General features: G+C 66.3%; 18 protein-coding genes. 6 read left to right on the forward strand and 12 right to left on the reverse strand.

Annotation, left to right across the window (positions count from 1 at the left end; all coding sequences use genetic code 11):
* Window positions 1-1242, forward strand: coding sequence for a CinA family nicotinamide mononucleotide deamidase-related protein (locus ACO07K_RS16765; protein WP_422029750.1), 1242 nt, complete (start codon window positions 1-3; stop codon window positions 1240-1242).
* Window positions 1243-1275: 33 nt separating this feature from the next.
* The gene (locus ACO07K_RS16770) at window positions 1276-2082 is read left to right on the forward strand and encodes an enoyl-CoA hydratase/isomerase family protein (protein WP_422029752.1); all 807 of its coding nucleotides are present in this window, start codon (window positions 1276-1278) and stop codon (window positions 2080-2082) included.
* Between the two features lie 19 nt (window positions 2083-2101).
* Here the strand turns inward: ACO07K_RS16770 and ACO07K_RS16775 are convergent, their stop codons facing one another.
* On the reverse strand, window positions 2102-2977 hold the full coding sequence (locus tag ACO07K_RS16775) for a J domain-containing protein (protein ID WP_422029754.1): 876 nt from the start codon (window positions 2975-2977) through the stop codon (window positions 2102-2104).
* A 65-nt stretch (window positions 2978-3042) separates the two neighbouring features.
* On the opposite strand from ACO07K_RS16775, the gene ACO07K_RS16780 reads away from it, so the two are divergent.
* Window positions 3043-3882, forward strand: coding sequence for a TauD/TfdA dioxygenase family protein (locus tag ACO07K_RS16780; RefSeq protein WP_422029756.1), 840 nt, complete (start codon window positions 3043-3045; stop codon window positions 3880-3882).
* A 233-nt stretch (window positions 3883-4115) separates the two neighbouring features.
* A complete protein-coding gene (locus ACO07K_RS16785) occupies window positions 4116-5150 on the forward strand; it encodes an aspartate-semialdehyde dehydrogenase (RefSeq protein ID WP_422029758.1) in 1035 nt (344 codons plus the stop codon).
* 53 nt (window positions 5151-5203) lie between these two features.
* Here ACO07K_RS16785 and ACO07K_RS16790 read toward each other — a convergent pair whose 3' ends face one another.
* The gene (locus tag ACO07K_RS16790; RefSeq protein ID WP_422029760.1) at window positions 5204-5659 is read right to left on the reverse strand and encodes a helix-turn-helix domain-containing protein; all 456 of its coding nucleotides are present in this window, start codon (window positions 5657-5659) and stop codon (window positions 5204-5206) included.
* Between the two features lie 262 nt (window positions 5660-5921).
* On the opposite strand from ACO07K_RS16790, the gene ACO07K_RS16795 reads away from it, so the two are divergent.
* Entirely contained in the window at window positions 5922-6830 is a 909-nt protein-coding gene (locus ACO07K_RS16795) for a LysR family transcriptional regulator (RefSeq protein WP_422029762.1), read from the forward strand.
* A gap of 11 nt (window positions 6831-6841) precedes the next feature.
* Here ACO07K_RS16795 and ACO07K_RS16800 read toward each other — a convergent pair whose 3' ends face one another.
* The 5 genes from ACO07K_RS16800 to ACO07K_RS16820 form a co-directional block, all read right to left on the reverse strand.
* Window positions 6842-7123: a hypothetical protein gene (locus ACO07K_RS16800; RefSeq protein ID WP_422029764.1), complete on the reverse strand. Its 282-nt coding sequence runs from the start codon at window positions 7121-7123 to the stop codon at window positions 6842-6844.
* An 85-nt stretch (window positions 7124-7208) separates the two neighbouring features.
* A complete protein-coding gene (locus ACO07K_RS16805; protein WP_422029766.1) occupies window positions 7209-7964 on the reverse strand; it encodes a phosphoadenylyl-sulfate reductase in 756 nt (251 codons plus the stop codon).
* Window positions 7965-7971: 7 nt separating this feature from the next.
* Window positions 7972-8271, reverse strand: coding sequence for a hypothetical protein (locus tag ACO07K_RS16810; protein ID WP_422029768.1), 300 nt, complete (start codon window positions 8269-8271; stop codon window positions 7972-7974).
* Between the two features lie 53 nt (window positions 8272-8324).
* Complete coding sequence (locus ACO07K_RS16815) at window positions 8325-8504, reverse strand: hypothetical protein (RefSeq protein ID WP_422029770.1); 180 nt, start codon at window positions 8502-8504, stop codon at window positions 8325-8327.
* A gap of 19 nt (window positions 8505-8523) precedes the next feature.
* On the reverse strand, window positions 8524-8721 hold the full coding sequence (locus ACO07K_RS16820; protein ID WP_422029772.1) for a hypothetical protein: 198 nt from the start codon (window positions 8719-8721) through the stop codon (window positions 8524-8526).
* Between the two features lie 494 nt (window positions 8722-9215).
* On the opposite strand from ACO07K_RS16820, the gene ACO07K_RS16825 reads away from it, so the two are divergent.
* Entirely contained in the window at window positions 9216-10082 is an 867-nt protein-coding gene (locus ACO07K_RS16825) for a Ku protein (RefSeq protein WP_422029774.1), read from the forward strand.
* 35 nt (window positions 10083-10117) lie between these two features.
* On the opposite strand, the gene ACO07K_RS16830 is transcribed toward ACO07K_RS16825, so the two are convergent.
* The 5 genes from ACO07K_RS16830 to ACO07K_RS16850 all read right to left on the reverse strand — a co-directional run bounded on the left by ACO07K_RS16830 (window position 10118) and on the right by ACO07K_RS16850 (window position 14363).
* Window positions 10118-11149 carry an NAD-dependent epimerase/dehydratase family protein gene (locus ACO07K_RS16830; RefSeq protein WP_422029776.1) on the reverse strand — a complete coding sequence of 344 codons (1032 nt, stop codon included), beginning with the start codon at window positions 11147-11149 and terminating at the stop codon, window positions 10118-10120.
* Entirely contained in the window at window positions 11146-11892 is a 747-nt protein-coding gene (locus ACO07K_RS16835; RefSeq protein ID WP_422029778.1) for a glycosyltransferase family 2 protein, read from the reverse strand. Before ACO07K_RS16835 ends, ACO07K_RS16830 begins: the two co-directional genes overlap by 4 nt.
* A 15-nt stretch (window positions 11893-11907) precedes the next feature.
* Window positions 11908-12672: a TIGR04282 family arsenosugar biosynthesis glycosyltransferase gene (locus ACO07K_RS16840; protein ID WP_422029780.1), complete on the reverse strand. Its 765-nt coding sequence runs from the start codon at window positions 12670-12672 to the stop codon at window positions 11908-11910.
* Window positions 12673-12683: 11 nt separating this feature from the next.
* Entirely contained in the window at window positions 12684-13859 is a 1176-nt protein-coding gene (locus ACO07K_RS16845) for a trans-sulfuration enzyme family protein (RefSeq protein WP_422029782.1), read from the reverse strand.
* 75 nt (window positions 13860-13934) lie between these two features.
* Window positions 13935-14363: a PRC-barrel domain-containing protein gene (locus ACO07K_RS16850; RefSeq protein ID WP_298304555.1), complete on the reverse strand. Its 429-nt coding sequence runs from the start codon at window positions 14361-14363 to the stop codon at window positions 13935-13937.
* Between the last annotated feature and the right edge of the window lie 33 nt (window positions 14364-14396).

A 14396-nucleotide genomic window follows, 5' to 3' on the forward strand; every position in this document is an offset into this window, starting at 1 on the left:
ATGCGAGTCGAAATCCTCTGTACCGGCGACGAGATCCTCACCGGCAAGACCATCAACACCAATTACAGCCACATCGCCCGCCGCCTCGTCGAGGTCGGGCTGGGCGTGCACTGGGGCACCACGGTCGGCGATGACCGCGAGAGCCTGCTGAAGGCCTTCCACGAGGCCGGCACGCGGGCCGATGCGGTGATCGTCAACGGCGGGCTGGGGCCCACGGTCGACGATCTCTCGCAGGAGGTCGCCGCCCAGGCCTGCGGCGTCGAGCTGGTTCTGAGCGACCACTGGATGACGCGCATGGAGGAATCCTATGCGCGGCGCGGACGGGTCATGCCGCCCAACAACAGGAAGCAGGCGATGCTGCCGGCCAATGCCGAGCTGATCGACAATCCGATCGGCACCGCCTGCGGCTTCGCCGTCACCATCGGCAAGGCACGCTTCTTCTTCACCCCCGGTGTGCCGCGCGAGATGCGACGCATGCTCGACGAGCAGGTGCTGCCGCGCCTGCTGGCGATGAGCGGCCTCATGGGCGTCACGCGGCTGAAGCGCTTCCATACGTTCGGGATCGGCGAGTCGCGCGCCGACCAGATGCTGGGCGACATGGACGTGTTCAAGGCCGACGGCGGCATCAAGCTCGGCTTCCAGGCGCACTATCCTCAACTCGAAACCAAGCTCGCCCTGCGCGCCGACGACGAGACGGCATTGTCCGCCCTGCTTGCCCCGGCTGAGGCCGAGGTGCGCCGGCGGCTCGGCAATTTCATCGTCGCCGAGGACGACCAGACCATCGAAGGCGTGATCCTGGGCAGGCTGCTCGCGACCGGATCGACCCTCGCGATTGCCGAGACCTTGACCGGCGGCCATCTCGCCGCCCGCATTGCGCCTCTCCCCGGGGCCGAGCGGGCGTTCCGCCGCGCCACCATTGCGCGCGATCTTGTTGAACTGGGTGCCACCGCGGTCTCGCCCGACCAGGCAGCCGTCGTCGCAAAGGCGCTGCGCGCTTCGAGTGGCGCCAGCCACGCGCTGGTCGTGCTGCTGGAAACCGACGAAGGCGCCGACCGTCCCGACATGGGCGGCACGATCTGCATCGGTCTCGCCGACGCCGCCGGCGCGGTGACGCGCCAGGCCCGTCTCGTCGGTGGCCGCGACTGGGTGCGTATCGGCGCGACCGAGCTGGCGCTCGACTGCCTGCGCCGTCACCTGCTCGGCCTGCCGTTCGACGAGCGCATCGACTTCGAACGCCGCTGAGCCAACCGCCTCACTGTACGGATAGGAGCATACATGGCTGTCGTCGAAACCGAGAAGCACGGGCAGATCTTCGTCGTGCGGATGAACCGGCCCGATCGGCTGAATGCGCTCAATCACGAGATGCGGACGGAACTGTCCGTGGCGTGGAACGAATTCCGCGCCAGCCGGGAGCTGGAAGTCGCGATCTTCACCGGCGCCGGCCGTGGCTTCTGCGCCGGCGAGGACATGAAGGAGTCGCTGAAGGATGGTGCGCCGGGCGGCCGCCGTCCCGAGATCGAGGACCCGTTCATGTCGGGCAAGCTCGAGAAGCCGGTCATCGCCGCGATCAATGGCTTCGCCATGGGCGGCGGCTTCATGCTGGTCGAGCGCACCGACCTGCGCGTCGCCGTGCGCGAGGCTGTCTTCGAGGTCTCCGAGGCCAAGCGCTGGCTCCTCGGCGGCTACAATCACGGCCATATCGCCAACCTTCCCTATCCGGTGGCGATGGAGATGGCGTTGGGCTTCCGCTTCACCGCACAGCGCTTCTACGAGATCGGCTTCGTCAACCGGCTGGTCGAGGCGGCCGAACTCATGCCGACGGCGATGTCGATGGCCGAGCACCTGCTGACGCTGCCGCCAGCCTCGCGTGTGAACACGGTTCACATGATGCGGCAGATGCGCCCGGCGCCGGGTCCCGATATGCAGCGCCTCGCCGAGGTCCTGCACGAACATGGCGCCAAGAGCGACCTGATGGAATCGCGCGCCGCCTTCGCCGAGAAGCGCAGGCCCAACTTCAAGGGCTGGAACGATCCGGAGGACCGCTACCGCCTCCCGACGCTCGAGAGTCTGCAGAAGAAGTAGAGCGACCGACCGTCCTCGGTCAGTACGCCTGTCCCTCGCACCGCGCGCCCAGCCTCTGGACGATCGCGCCCGCTGGGTTGGCGTAATAGACTTGCGTGCCGTGCTGCTGGCCACGCCGAACCACGATCGTGACCGTGTCGCCCGGCACGATGCCGGTCAGCACCACCAGATTGCGGTCGGCAAACTGAACGGAAGCGCGCACCGGCTGCACGCCGTTGTAGATCACCGTGGGCTCGCCGCCGCGGTTGATGAGGGCGAATCTGACGCCATCGTCGGCCACACAGGCCGACTGGCCGTCCGCGACTTCGGCCGGCGCGGGCTGCGGAACGGAGGAGCGACCCCCCGCCACGCCGCCGATGGGCACCAACCCCGGAAAGGACGCCCGGCCGAACTGACTCGGCTGGTCGACCGGCGGGAGCGGCCTGGGCTTCAGCTTGGACGGCACTTGTGATTCGGAAGGCAGCGCCGACCGTGCCAACATCGCGTCCGACGTCCCATCCCACCTCGCGCGCGTGGCGAGATAGCCGCCGAGACCAAGGAAGGCCAGCACTACCACGGCAACGACCGTCAGCGATCGACGCCGGGCCGCCGCGTGCGCATGCGGCAGGGAAGCAGGCATCGGCCCCGCCCGTCGCGGGACACGCGACCGGGCGGCCCGGGCGGCGTCGAGAGCCGCACGCACCTTGGCATCGTAGCGCGCGCGGCTTTCCGGCTCGGAAAGCGTCCGATAGGCATCGGCGATCTGGCGAAAATTGATGGCGGCAAGCTCTGGATTCCCCGTCGCGACGTCGGGATGATAGCGCTTGGCCAATGCCACATAGGCGGCACGGACCGTCGCCGCGTCCGCGGTCCACGGCACGCCCAGCACCAGATAGTGATCGACATCGATCCTCATCGCGTCCGCAGTCTAGTCAGGCGTATCCTGCTTCTCAACGAAGCCAGATAACGGAGGAAACCCAAATGGCCTATCAGTCGATCGAAGTCCGCAAGCTGACCCCATCCATCGGGGCTGAGATTTTCGGCGTCGATCTCGGCAAGCCGCTCGGCAACCAGCAGTTCCAGGAGGTGCATGACGCCTTGATGGACAACCTGGTGATCTTCTTCCGCGACCAGAAGATGTCGATCGAGCAGCATAAGGAGTTCGGCCGGCGCTTCGGACCGCTGCACGTGCACCCCAACGCGCCCATCGCCTTCGCCGAGCATCCCGAGATCCTGGTGATCAAGGCCGACGAGAACTCGAAGCATGTCGCGGGCGAGGAATGGCACAGCGATGTATCGTGCGACCTCGAGCCGCCGATGGGCTCGATCCTCCATCTCACCGAGGTCCCACCCGAGGGCGGTGGCGACACGCTGTTCGCCAACATGTACCGCGCCTACGACACGCTCTCCGAGCCGATCAAGCAGTTGCTGCACGGGCTGACCGCGCTGCACGACAGTTCCAAGGCCCACTACTATCGCGTCAAGGCTACGGATCGCGACGACATCAAGTTTCCCAACGCCGAGCATCCGGTCGTGCGCACCCATCCGGTGACCGGCCGGCAGAGCCTCTACGTCAATCGCGGCTTCACCCTGCGCATCCCGCAGCTAAAGCGCCACGAGAGCGACGCGCTGCTCGATATGCTCTACCGCCACATCGAGACGCCGGAGTTCCAGTGCCGCTTCAAATGGCAGCCCAACTCCGTGGCCTTCTGGGACAATCGCTGCGTCCAGCACCATGCGATGTTCGATTACTTCCCGCATCGCCGGTACGGCCACAGGGTCACGGTCTGCGGCGACAAGCCGTTCCTGCGCCCGAACTGACGCGTGACCGGCGCGGCCTTTACAGCCGCCCGGCCTTCGCCCTATATCGTCCCCATGCTGCGTTTCGCGACCAAAACGACCACGACCACCAAAACGACCACCTTCGGTGGGCCGGCGAGGACGTGCGCGTAGAGTCGAACGTGACATAGGATGACCTCACAGGCCCCGCCGGTTCGGACGGGGCCTTTGTCTTTCCTGGCGTCCGTCTCCCGGCTTCAACGAAGGAGACAGACATGCCATCGAGACCTCTTGCCGGAGCCCCCCTCACAATCGCGATCGTCGGCGCGACCGGCGCCGTCGGCATCGAATTCCTGCGCTGTCTTGCCGAGCGCCGCTTTCCGGTGAAGGAGTTGCGCCTGCTCGCCTCCGCCCGCTCGGCGGGCCGCGAGCTGTCGTTCGACGGCAAGGCCCTGGTTGTCCAGGAACTGACAGACAAGAGCTTCGACGGCGTCGACATCGCCCTGTTTTCCGCCGGCGGAGGTATCTCGAAGCGGTACGCCCCCATCGCCGTCGCAGCCGGCGCCATCGTGGTCGACAATTCCTCGGCCTTCCGGATGGATCCCGAGGTGCCGCTGGTGATTCCCGAGATCAATGCCGGCGCCATCGCCAATCACAAGGGCATCGTGGCCAATCCCAACTGCGCGGCGATCATCGCCATCACGCCGCTCTGGCCGATCCACCAGCACAATCGCATCCGGCGCATGAACATCGCCACCTACCAGGCCGCCTCGGGCGCCGGCGCGGCAGCGATGGACGAGCTGGCGGACTCCACGCGCGCCTATCTCGACGGTCGCGGCTTCAAGCCGAAGGTGCTGCCGCATCCCTACGCCTTCAATCTCTTCAGCCACAATACCGCGATCGATCCCGCGACCGGCTACAATGACGAAGAGACCAAGGTGATGCGCGAAACCCGCAAGATCTACGGCGACGAGGAGCTGCGGCTATCGGCGACCTGCGTACGCGTGCCGGTGCTGCGGGCCCATGCCGCCGCTGTCACCTTCGAGTGCGAGCGTCCCATCGACGAGGTCCGGGTGCGGGCGCTGCTCGCCAATGCGCCCGGCGTGCGCATCGTCGACGATCGCGAGCGCAACGTGTTTCCGACGCCACGCGACGCCAGCCAGCAGGACGATATCCTCGTCGGGCGTATCCGCCAGGATCTCGGCGATCCCACCGGCCACTCGATCTCGCTGTTCGTCGCGGGAGATCAGCTCCTGAAGGGCGCCGCGCTCAATGCCGTGCAGATCGCGGAGCACCTTCTGGCGGCATGAGATCGAACGCAGTTCCTCTCCTCCGCCCGGAGGAGAGGAATGATCGGCAGTGACTACTTCTTCTTTACCGCACGGCCGGCATGGCTGGCCTCGCCCATGCTCTTGACCAGCTCGTAGATGCGGCGGCGCAACGGCTCGTCGCGAATCTTGTAGTAGGCGCGCACCAGCTCCAGCGTCTCGCGCTTGATCAGCGGGTCCTTCTCGGTCGCAAATGGCGTCCCGGCCTCACCGAAACCGCTGCCCTTCTTGACCTTGCCCGCCATCGGGCGTCCAGACAGGACATTTCCCGGCATCTCGTCGAAGAAGTACGAGACCGGCACGTCCAGCGCTTTGGAGAACTCGAAAAGGCGGCTCGAACCCACGCGATTGGAGCCGCGTTCATACTTCTGGACCTGCTGGAACGTAAGACCGACCGCATCTCCCAGCTTGGTCTGGCTCATGCCGAGCAGGGTGCGCCGCTGGCGCATGCGGACACCGACATGCGCATCGACGGGATGTGACTTTGCCATCTGACTTCTCTTCCACAATGTTCACGGGACCGTGAGCCTCACCAGCAATGCAACCGGCCGGCTCCATCCCAGTTCCTCAATACGCTTGGCAACACTTGCCGGACCACATCAGGAACATTTGTCCGGCTGGCCCCCGCGGCGTTCGAACAAGCGGCGGACTGCATTCGGCCCAGTCTCCGACCTGCAACCCGACGTTGCCCCCATTCGGACAATGCGTCCAATATCGTTGGAGGTCTTTATTGATACCGCTAGAGTATCGATCATGGACCTCAAAACGCTCCGCTACTTCAGCGCCGTCGTCCGCGAAGGGCACTTCGGGCGCGCCGCCGCCTCGCTGGGTATCGCACAGCCGCCCCTCACCCGTCAGATCCAAAAGCTGGAGCGCGAACTCGGGGTCGTCCTGCTCAACAGAAGCCAGAAGAAATTCGAAGTCACCCAAGCAGGCCTGTTGCTCTATGAGCGCGCTCGGCGCCTTCTGGACGGGGCAGAACAGGCCGAGGCCGACGTCCGGCGCCTGGGGACGGGCGAAACCGGGCGACTCGTCATCGGTTTCGTGCGCTCCACCCCCTTCACAATTCTCCCCGAGATCGTGGTCCGCTTTCGCGCCGCCTATCCGGACGTGGAACTCGAATTGCGTGAGATGCGCAATCCGGACCAGGTCAAGTGCCTTGAGAATGGCATCATCGATGTCGGCCTGCTGCGGCCGCCAATCAGCAGTCGCGCGCTGCAGATGGTGACATTGATCCGCGAGCCATTTCTCGCTTTGGTTCCCGCGGCTCACCCGCTGGCCGAACGCCAGACGATCAGCATTCGGCAACTCGTGACCGAACCCTTTGTCATGTATTCCCGCTCGGGCTCGCCGCTGATCCACGCTCGCGTCATGGAAATGTGTCGACGCGTGGGCTTCGAACCTCGCATCGCGCAGTATGCCGACCAGATCCATACCGTCGCCGGCTTCGTCGACGCCGGCCTGGGAGTGGCGCTCTCCCCCTCGACGGTGACAAGTTTCAACATGCCGGGCCTGCGCTGCCTGGCGATCTCGGAGAAACCACCGGCTTTGCCGGTGGTCGCCGTATGGCGGACCGGGAATGCGTCCGTCCTGGTGCGCAACTTCACCCGCATCGCCCGGGAGGCTGCCTCGGCCTGGCTGCCGCACGACCTGCCAGGCTGAGGCTCGGTCAGTCAGTCGGGCTTCTTCGTGAGCATCTTGAAGTCCGTATCGAACACGAGGTCGTGCTTCTGGTTGCCGCACATTGCGTCGTCGACCTCGAACTTGCCGGCGGGGTGCGCCGTCGCCTTGTCGTCGTCGAACTCCATCTCGCCGCCCGTGCAGCCCGCCGCCTTCACCGCCTCCTCGAGCTTCGTCCGCTCCTGATCCGTCACGGGCCGGTCCTTGGCCATCGCCGGGAGAACGAGCCCGGCCGAGACGAGTAACACGGCGGGAACGGTGAACAGCGAGCGCATTGTGGACTCCTCGGTTGCATTGCAGAAACGATGCAATGCTTTTCGAGGGTCATTGTTCCGCCCCACGTGCGTATCCGGGCGATCTTCAGCTCGACGGCAAGCGCGCGAGGCCGTCCGCGGATCGATGAATGCCGCATTCGGTCTTCGCCAGTCCGCGCCACCGCCCGGCCCGCAGGTCCTCGCCAAGGCGGACCGGCGACGTGCAGGGCGCACAGCCGATCGACGGGTAACCGCGGCCGGCCAAGGGATGCGGCGGCAGCTGGTGACGGCTCGCATGGGTGTCGATTTCCGTCTGGCTCCACCCGGCCAGCGGGTTGATCTTGACGTGTCTCCCGTCCATCTCGAACACCGGCATCGCCTGACGCGTCGCGGCCTGGAATCGCTTGCGACCGGTGATCCAGGCGTCGAATCCCCCGAGAGCCCGCTCGAGGGGCGCAACCTTGCGGAAGGCACAGCAGCCGTCCGGATCCCAGGTTGCCCGGCTCAGATCTGCATCGAGACGCGCGGCTTCCTCTGGCGAGGGTCCGACACTGCGCAGGTCGCGCAGCCCAAAGTGGCGCACGAGATGGTCACGATGCGCGATCGTCTCCGGGAAATGCCGGCCTGTGTCGACGAAAATCACCGGGGTCGCGGAATCGACTTCGGCCACCAACTGCAGCAGGACGGCGGAGTCCGCGCCGAAGGAAGAGACGACGGCGACACGGCCCGCAAAGACCTCGCCGATGATGGTCCGCAGGATGGAGGGCGGCTCGGCCGCGCCCAGGCGGCGACTCAGCGCGGCGACAGACTCGGCGGATGTCGGCCGGACCCTGCCGACATCGTCCTCCTTGGAAGTCTTCACATTGCACCTAGTACTGGTCAGGCTGCTCGAGCTCGTAGGCCAGGTCGCGCTCGACCTCGCTTGTGAGCTCGTCCAGCGCGTCGCGGACACTGGCCATCGCGCAGGCAACGTCGCTGCCGGGTACCTCGAACTCCGCGGCAAGCCGGCTCAAGGCAGCGCGAATGTCGGCTTCGGCGCGGCGCTGGGCGCGTCGCAACGCATCGAGGCGATCCAGTGGATCTGACGCGCTGGAGAATTGCCTTGCCCATTCCGCCAGCAGAGGCAGGTGCGTGCCCGGAAATGCCGTCAGGAGCGGCAATAGTCTCATGAGACCGCCTCCCCTGTTCGACGATCTGGCTCTGGTTCTGATCGCCGGGACGTTCATCGCGCGACCGTCTTGCCTAAAGCCGCGTCGAGCCCCTTGGGGAGCTCACGCGTCGGATCGTAGGACACGTCGGTCAGCACGACGTCCGCAGGTGTCTGGGCACGCACGGCAACGATGATGGACATGAGGGCTGCCGCGATGGCGAAGGCCAGCAGGAAACTCTGTCGAGTTGTCATGACGGTTATGCCTCGTCGATCAATGGTGGATGGGGCCGCGACCGGACCGCCGCGACAGTCGGGCGGCCGCGAGCCGGGCTTGGCCAGGCGTGCTGAACTGGATGCCGTCGAGTTCGAAGAACGGACGAGCCGTTGCATGGAAGCGAAAGGCGTTGCCTTCGCGCAGGACGATGCCGGCAGGCTCGCCCCAGATTTCGACGATGAAGGGGTCGGACATGGCTCCGCTCTTCCGGCCTTGATTGGCCGGCTGGTCTCAAGGGAAATTGGCGTGGGTGTCGGTGGCTCAGGCGAGCCGACTGCTCAGCGGCACATGCCGCGTCGACAAGGCTGGCGGCGAATCGAATCAGGGGCCTGGGTCATCGCTCTATCATCCCTGTAGCGGAGCCCACGATCGCGTCGTGACGCTTTAGCACTTGGTGTCGCGGCGCAAGCTGCTCCTCAAATCCCGCGGTCTTTCGACGCTTCAGAAATGCGCCCGAACACACGCGCAGACAATGATCGGGATTTCCAAAGTTCGACCGGGGCGGGAAACGACCGCTGCGATAGAGGTGAGCGCGGTGGAATTCCTTGCCGGGTAAGGCGTGGCCCCCAACCCGTGGTGAGATCAAAATCAGAACGCCCACCACAGATCGAAATCCGCCGACGGGCGATGGCGCGCCGCAACAATAGAGGCCGCCCACAGTTGAATCGGTCTACGTGAGGGGAACCAAAATGGCTGCACGACCGAGCTGGGAAGGGCATCTCCGCCTTTCACTGGTGACTTGTCCTGTCTCTCTGTGGTCGGCAACGACCGAGGCAGAGACAGTGCGCTTCAACCTGATCAATCCGAAGACCAACAACCGCATCAGGATGAAGACGGTCGACGCCGGCACAGGCGAGGAACTCTCGCGCGCGGACCTGGTGAAAGGATTCGCGATCGCCAAGGACGAATATGTCCTGCTCGACAAGGAAGACTTCGAAAGCGTGAAGCTTGAATCGACTCGCATCATCGACATCGAGAAGTTCGTCGCCCGCCAGACGATTGACCGGCTTTACTGGGACACCCCGTACCATCTCGTCCCGTCGGGTAAAACCGGCATCGAGGCCTTCGCGGTGATCCGCGAGGCGATGAAGCGCAAGGGCATGGTGGCGATCGGCCGCCTCGTCATGAGCACGCGCGAGCGAGTCTGTGCCATCGAGATCGAGGAGGACGGCCTGGTGCTGACCACCTTGCGTACCGCCGAGGAAGTGCGCCAGCTCGACGAGATCGGCCATCCCGACCTGCCCAAGCCCAACGCGCAGATGCTGGAGATCGCCGAGAAGATCGTGGCACAGCAGTCGGGCGAGTTCGACCCGGCCGATTTCACCGATCGCTACGAGGACGCGCTACGCGCCCTCATCGAGCAGAAGAAGAAGGGCAAGCCGGTGAAGAGCAAGCCGGTGCGCGAGGAAGCCGATTCCGGCGTCGTCGACCTGATGGCAGCCCTGAGAAAAAGCCTCCAGGGCGACGGTCCCGAGCGCAAGCGCGCCGAACGCTATGCCGCCGCCGCTGGCGCCAACAAGAAGAAGCCGTCGGCGCGAGGACGCAAGGCCGCCTGACGTCTGGTCATCGCCTCGAAAGCAGGAGGCCCGTGCTATGCGTTTGCTGCCAACTCCTGCATGCCGGCCGCGAACTCGACCTGGGGTCGCCAGTCGAGCTCGGCGCGCAGGCGCGAAGAATCGGCGGTGATGTGCCGGACATCACCCAGACGATAGTGGCCGGTGAGCTGCGGCGTCGGGCCCTGCATCGCGCTGGCCAGCGCTCCGGCCATCTCGCCAACGGTGCGCGGCGTGCCGGAGCCGACATTGAACGCCCGCACGCCCATTTCGTGCCTCTCGCAGGCGGCGACCGTGGCTGCGGCGACGTCGCGAACGTGCACGAAGTCGCGGCGCTGGCCGCCGTCCTCGAAGACCTGCGGCGCCTTCCCTTGGCGCAGTGCCGACGTGAAGATCGCGGCGACCCCGGCATAGGGTGTGTTGCGTGGCATGCCGGGCCCGTAGACGTTGTGATAGCGCATGGCCGCGACGGTGCCGCCGGTCGTACGTGCCCAGTTGGCTGAATAGTATTCCTGCGCGACCTTGCTGCTGGCGTAGGCGTTGCGTGGATCGAGCGGGGCGCCCTCACTCACCAAGCCGGTCGCTAGCGGCGTACCGCAAACCGGGCATGGCGGCTCGAACTGCCCGGCTGCCAGTGCCTCCTCGCGGCGCGGCGCGGGCGAGACCGGGCCATGCGCGGCGCAGACGCCGACGCCCTCTCCATAGACGACCATAGAACTCGCCAGCGTCAGGCGATTGACCTTCGCCCGCGCCATGCCGGCCAGCAGCACCGCCGTGCCGACATCGTTGCTCGACGCGTAATCGGGCAGATCTCCGACATCGACGCCGAGCCCGACCTTGGCCGCGAGATGCAGCACCGACTCCCTGCCCTGCAGCGCACGATCTACGGCGGCGGCGTCGCGCACGTCGCCGTGCACGAACACGACGCCCGGCGGCGGTGTCCAGGGCCGGCCGCCGTGGACATCCTCGCGCAGCGAATCGAGCACGCACACGTCATGGCCGCGCGCCAGAAGTTCGCGCAGCACATGCTGGCCAATGAAGCCCGCCCCCCCGGTCAGCAACGTCCTCATCTCGCTCCCTCTTCGACTTCGGCAGGGCGTTGGGCGCGTAGCGTCGCAGCCAGCCGCAGGAAGGTGCGGGCGATCACCCAGGCGGCCTTGAGGCCGGCGACGAGATCGCCCGACACCTTGGACACGCCGCCGCGACGGCAGCGATGGTCGACCGGTACCTCGACAATCCGCATGCCCGAAGCGGCGACGCGCATCTGCATCTCGAGATTCCAGCCAAAGGTCCGCTCACTCATGCCCAGTGTGCGCAAATCATCCAGTCGCATCGCACGGAACGGCGACATGTCGGTGAACCGCACGCCATAGGTCAGGCGCAGCAGGAGTTCGGCCACCTTCCCCGCCACGATCTGCTGCGGCGTCATGCTGCCGGACTCCCGCACCCCACGCAGACGCGAGCCCATCACAAAGTCCGCCTCGCCGGAGGCCAGGGGCGTCACGACCGACGACAGGTAAGACGGCACGTCGCTGCCGTCGCCGTCCATGAAGCAGACGATGTCGGTGTCGGGCGACACGGCCGCCACACCGGCGGCGCAGGCCTGGCCATAGCCGCGGCGCGACTCGCTGACGACACGCGCACCCGCTGCAATGGCCTGCGCGGCGGTGTCGTCGGTCGAGCCATTGTCGACGACGATGATCTCGTCGGCGCCGGCCGCGACGATCTCGCGGACGACGGCGGCAATCGGCTTGCCTTCATTGAGACAGGGGATGACGACGACGACCCGTCGGATACCGGCAGCCAGCAGCATGAACGTGACCTCCGGTCAGCTTGCGGCGGCGGCAACGGTGCCGGTCGGCGCGCGGCCCGCATCCCGCACAGAAGCGCGATTGCGTTCGAGGAGGAACTCGCGTGTCGCGGGCGCGTCGGCGCCTTTCAGGGGCAGCGATGCCGGCGCGGCGCCTAGAAGCTCGGCCTCGAGCATTCGGAGGTCGGCGGCTTCATCGACATCGTACCAGCCCGGCACGGTGACAACCGGCAGGCCGATCTCGGCGGCGCGGTCGAGCGTGCGCTGGAAGACCGTCGCGGTGCTCCACTCGATTTCCTCGAACAGGCGACGGTGCGGTCGCGACAGGCCGATCAGCGTATAGCCGCCATCAATCGCGGGACTCAGCACGACGTTGTCGCCGGCCTGCACGGCCTTGACCGCGGCGCGCAGGATTTCGGGCGGCAGGGTCGGGCTGTCCGAATTCACCAGCAAGACGCCGTCATGGGTTCGCAGCAACGCATCGACACCGTGGAACAGGCGCTCGCCGAAGCCGCCCTCGACCTGCGGCAGCAGCACGAAGCCGTCGGGCAACAGCGACAGCAGCGCGGTCTCCGAGCCGATGGGCGTGTAGACCGCGCAGCCGACGACTTCGCCCCCATCATCGCTCGCCGTCGCGAGTTGCCCGATGGTGTGCGACAGGTCGCGGATGAAGCAGGCCGAGATGCGCGCGCAATCCTCGGGCCGGAGCGGCGGCGACAGGCGCGTCTTCGATCTCCCTGGCGCGGGGGTCTTGCACATGATCCCGACGGCAACTTTGCCCATTCGCTTCTCCCCTAAAGCCGGCTGAACGAGCCGGTGGTAGCGCCAAGCGCCTGCACCAGGTCCATGAAGAGGTCGTCGACATCTTCCAGCCCGACCGAAAGGCGCAGGAGGTCCGGCGGACAGGGCGTACCCGCGCCCTCGATCGACGCCCGGTGCTCGATGAGGCTCTCGACGCCGCCCAGCGAGGTGGCGCGCTTCCAGAGTTCGACCTGGGCCGCGACGGCGACCGCCGCAGGCTCGCCGCCCTTGACCCGGATCGACAGCATGCCGCCGAAGCCGCCGACCATCTGGCGCACCGCAATTTCGTGGCCGGGATGATCGCGCAGGCCGGGATAGAGGACGGCGCTGAGCGCGGGATGGCCGACCAGCCGATTTGCGAGCTTGGCGGCGGTGCGCGCCTGCGCCGTCACGCGTACATGCAGGGTGCGCATGCCGCGCATCAGCAGCCAGGCGTCGAACGGTCCCAGGGTGGCACCGACCTGCGCTCGTACCCGGCCGATGCGCTCCCACATCGCGCTGCGCTCCGTCGTCGCCAAAGCGCCGGCGACCACGTCGGAATGGCCGTTGAGATATTTGGTGGCGGAGTGGACGACGAGGTCGGCGCCCAGCGCCAGCGGCCGGGTGAAGATCGGCGTCGAGACGGTCGAGTCGACGCACAGCAGCGCGCCCGCCGCGTGCGCGATGTCGGCGACGGCAGCAATATCGGTGATGCTCCACAGCGGATTGCTGGGCGTCTCGATCCAGACCAGGCCGGTTTCGCCCGGCCGCACCGCGGCGCGCACGAGGTCGAGGTTCGACGTGTCGACGAAGGTGACGGTATGACCCGAGCGCTTGGCGATTTCCCCGAGCCAGGACCGCAGCCCGTAATAGATGCCCTGGGAGGCGAGCAGATGCGCCGGCCGGTCGAGCGCCTGGAAGACGGCACTGGCCGCCGCCATGCCGGAGCCGAACATCAGCGCATCCTGGGCCCCTTCGAGCGCCGCAATGACTGCGCCTGCCTGTTGCACTGAAGGATTGTCGGAGCCGCCATAAATCCGGCCACTGCTGTAGCCGTTGTCGGCATCGCGGAGATAGGTGGTCGACATGTGAATCGGCGAAACCAGCCCGCGCGTCACCGGCTCGACCGCGCCAAAGCCCTGGGCCACGAGCGTCCGCGTCTTGAGCGGCGTGCGTGATTCATGATCCACGGGAACGCTCCCTCCCAGGCAGACAATGCCCGCCCGCGCGATTGGTTGCGTGCCGTGGGGTCATCGCGATGTGGATCATCGCCGGCCGATCGCGATCCTGATGATCTCGTCACGGCCGATTGGCGTTGCCTGCGTGGCCACAAAGGTCGGCGCCTTGTCGAACGACGCGGGCGGAAACTCGAGCGCATTGAGGTGGCGGCCGAGGATCACGACCGTCTCGATCGGCACCGCAACGAGCCTGCTTTCGCCCCCGAACCAGCGGCGGTAAGGCACGATGAGCCTCACCCTTCCATCGGGCGTGCGAACGACATCGCTGGTGTAACCGATGGTCGAATCCTGATCGTCGAGCACCGGCAAGCCGATCAGGTCGCCGACCCTTACGGGCTGCGGAAAGCGCCGCGCCATCTTCTCGTCCTGCGGCAGCGAGGCAAAGTCGGCCTGTGCCATCGCCGGCAGCCACAGGCTTTGGAATAGCAGAAGCACTGCAGCGATTGCCCACGGCATCGATCTCTCCTCAAACCCTGCGTTTGAAGATGT

It is taken from the genome of Reyranella sp., from assembly GCF_965228225.1.
Classification (GTDB): Bacteria; Pseudomonadota; Alphaproteobacteria; order Reyranellales; family Reyranellaceae; genus Reyranella.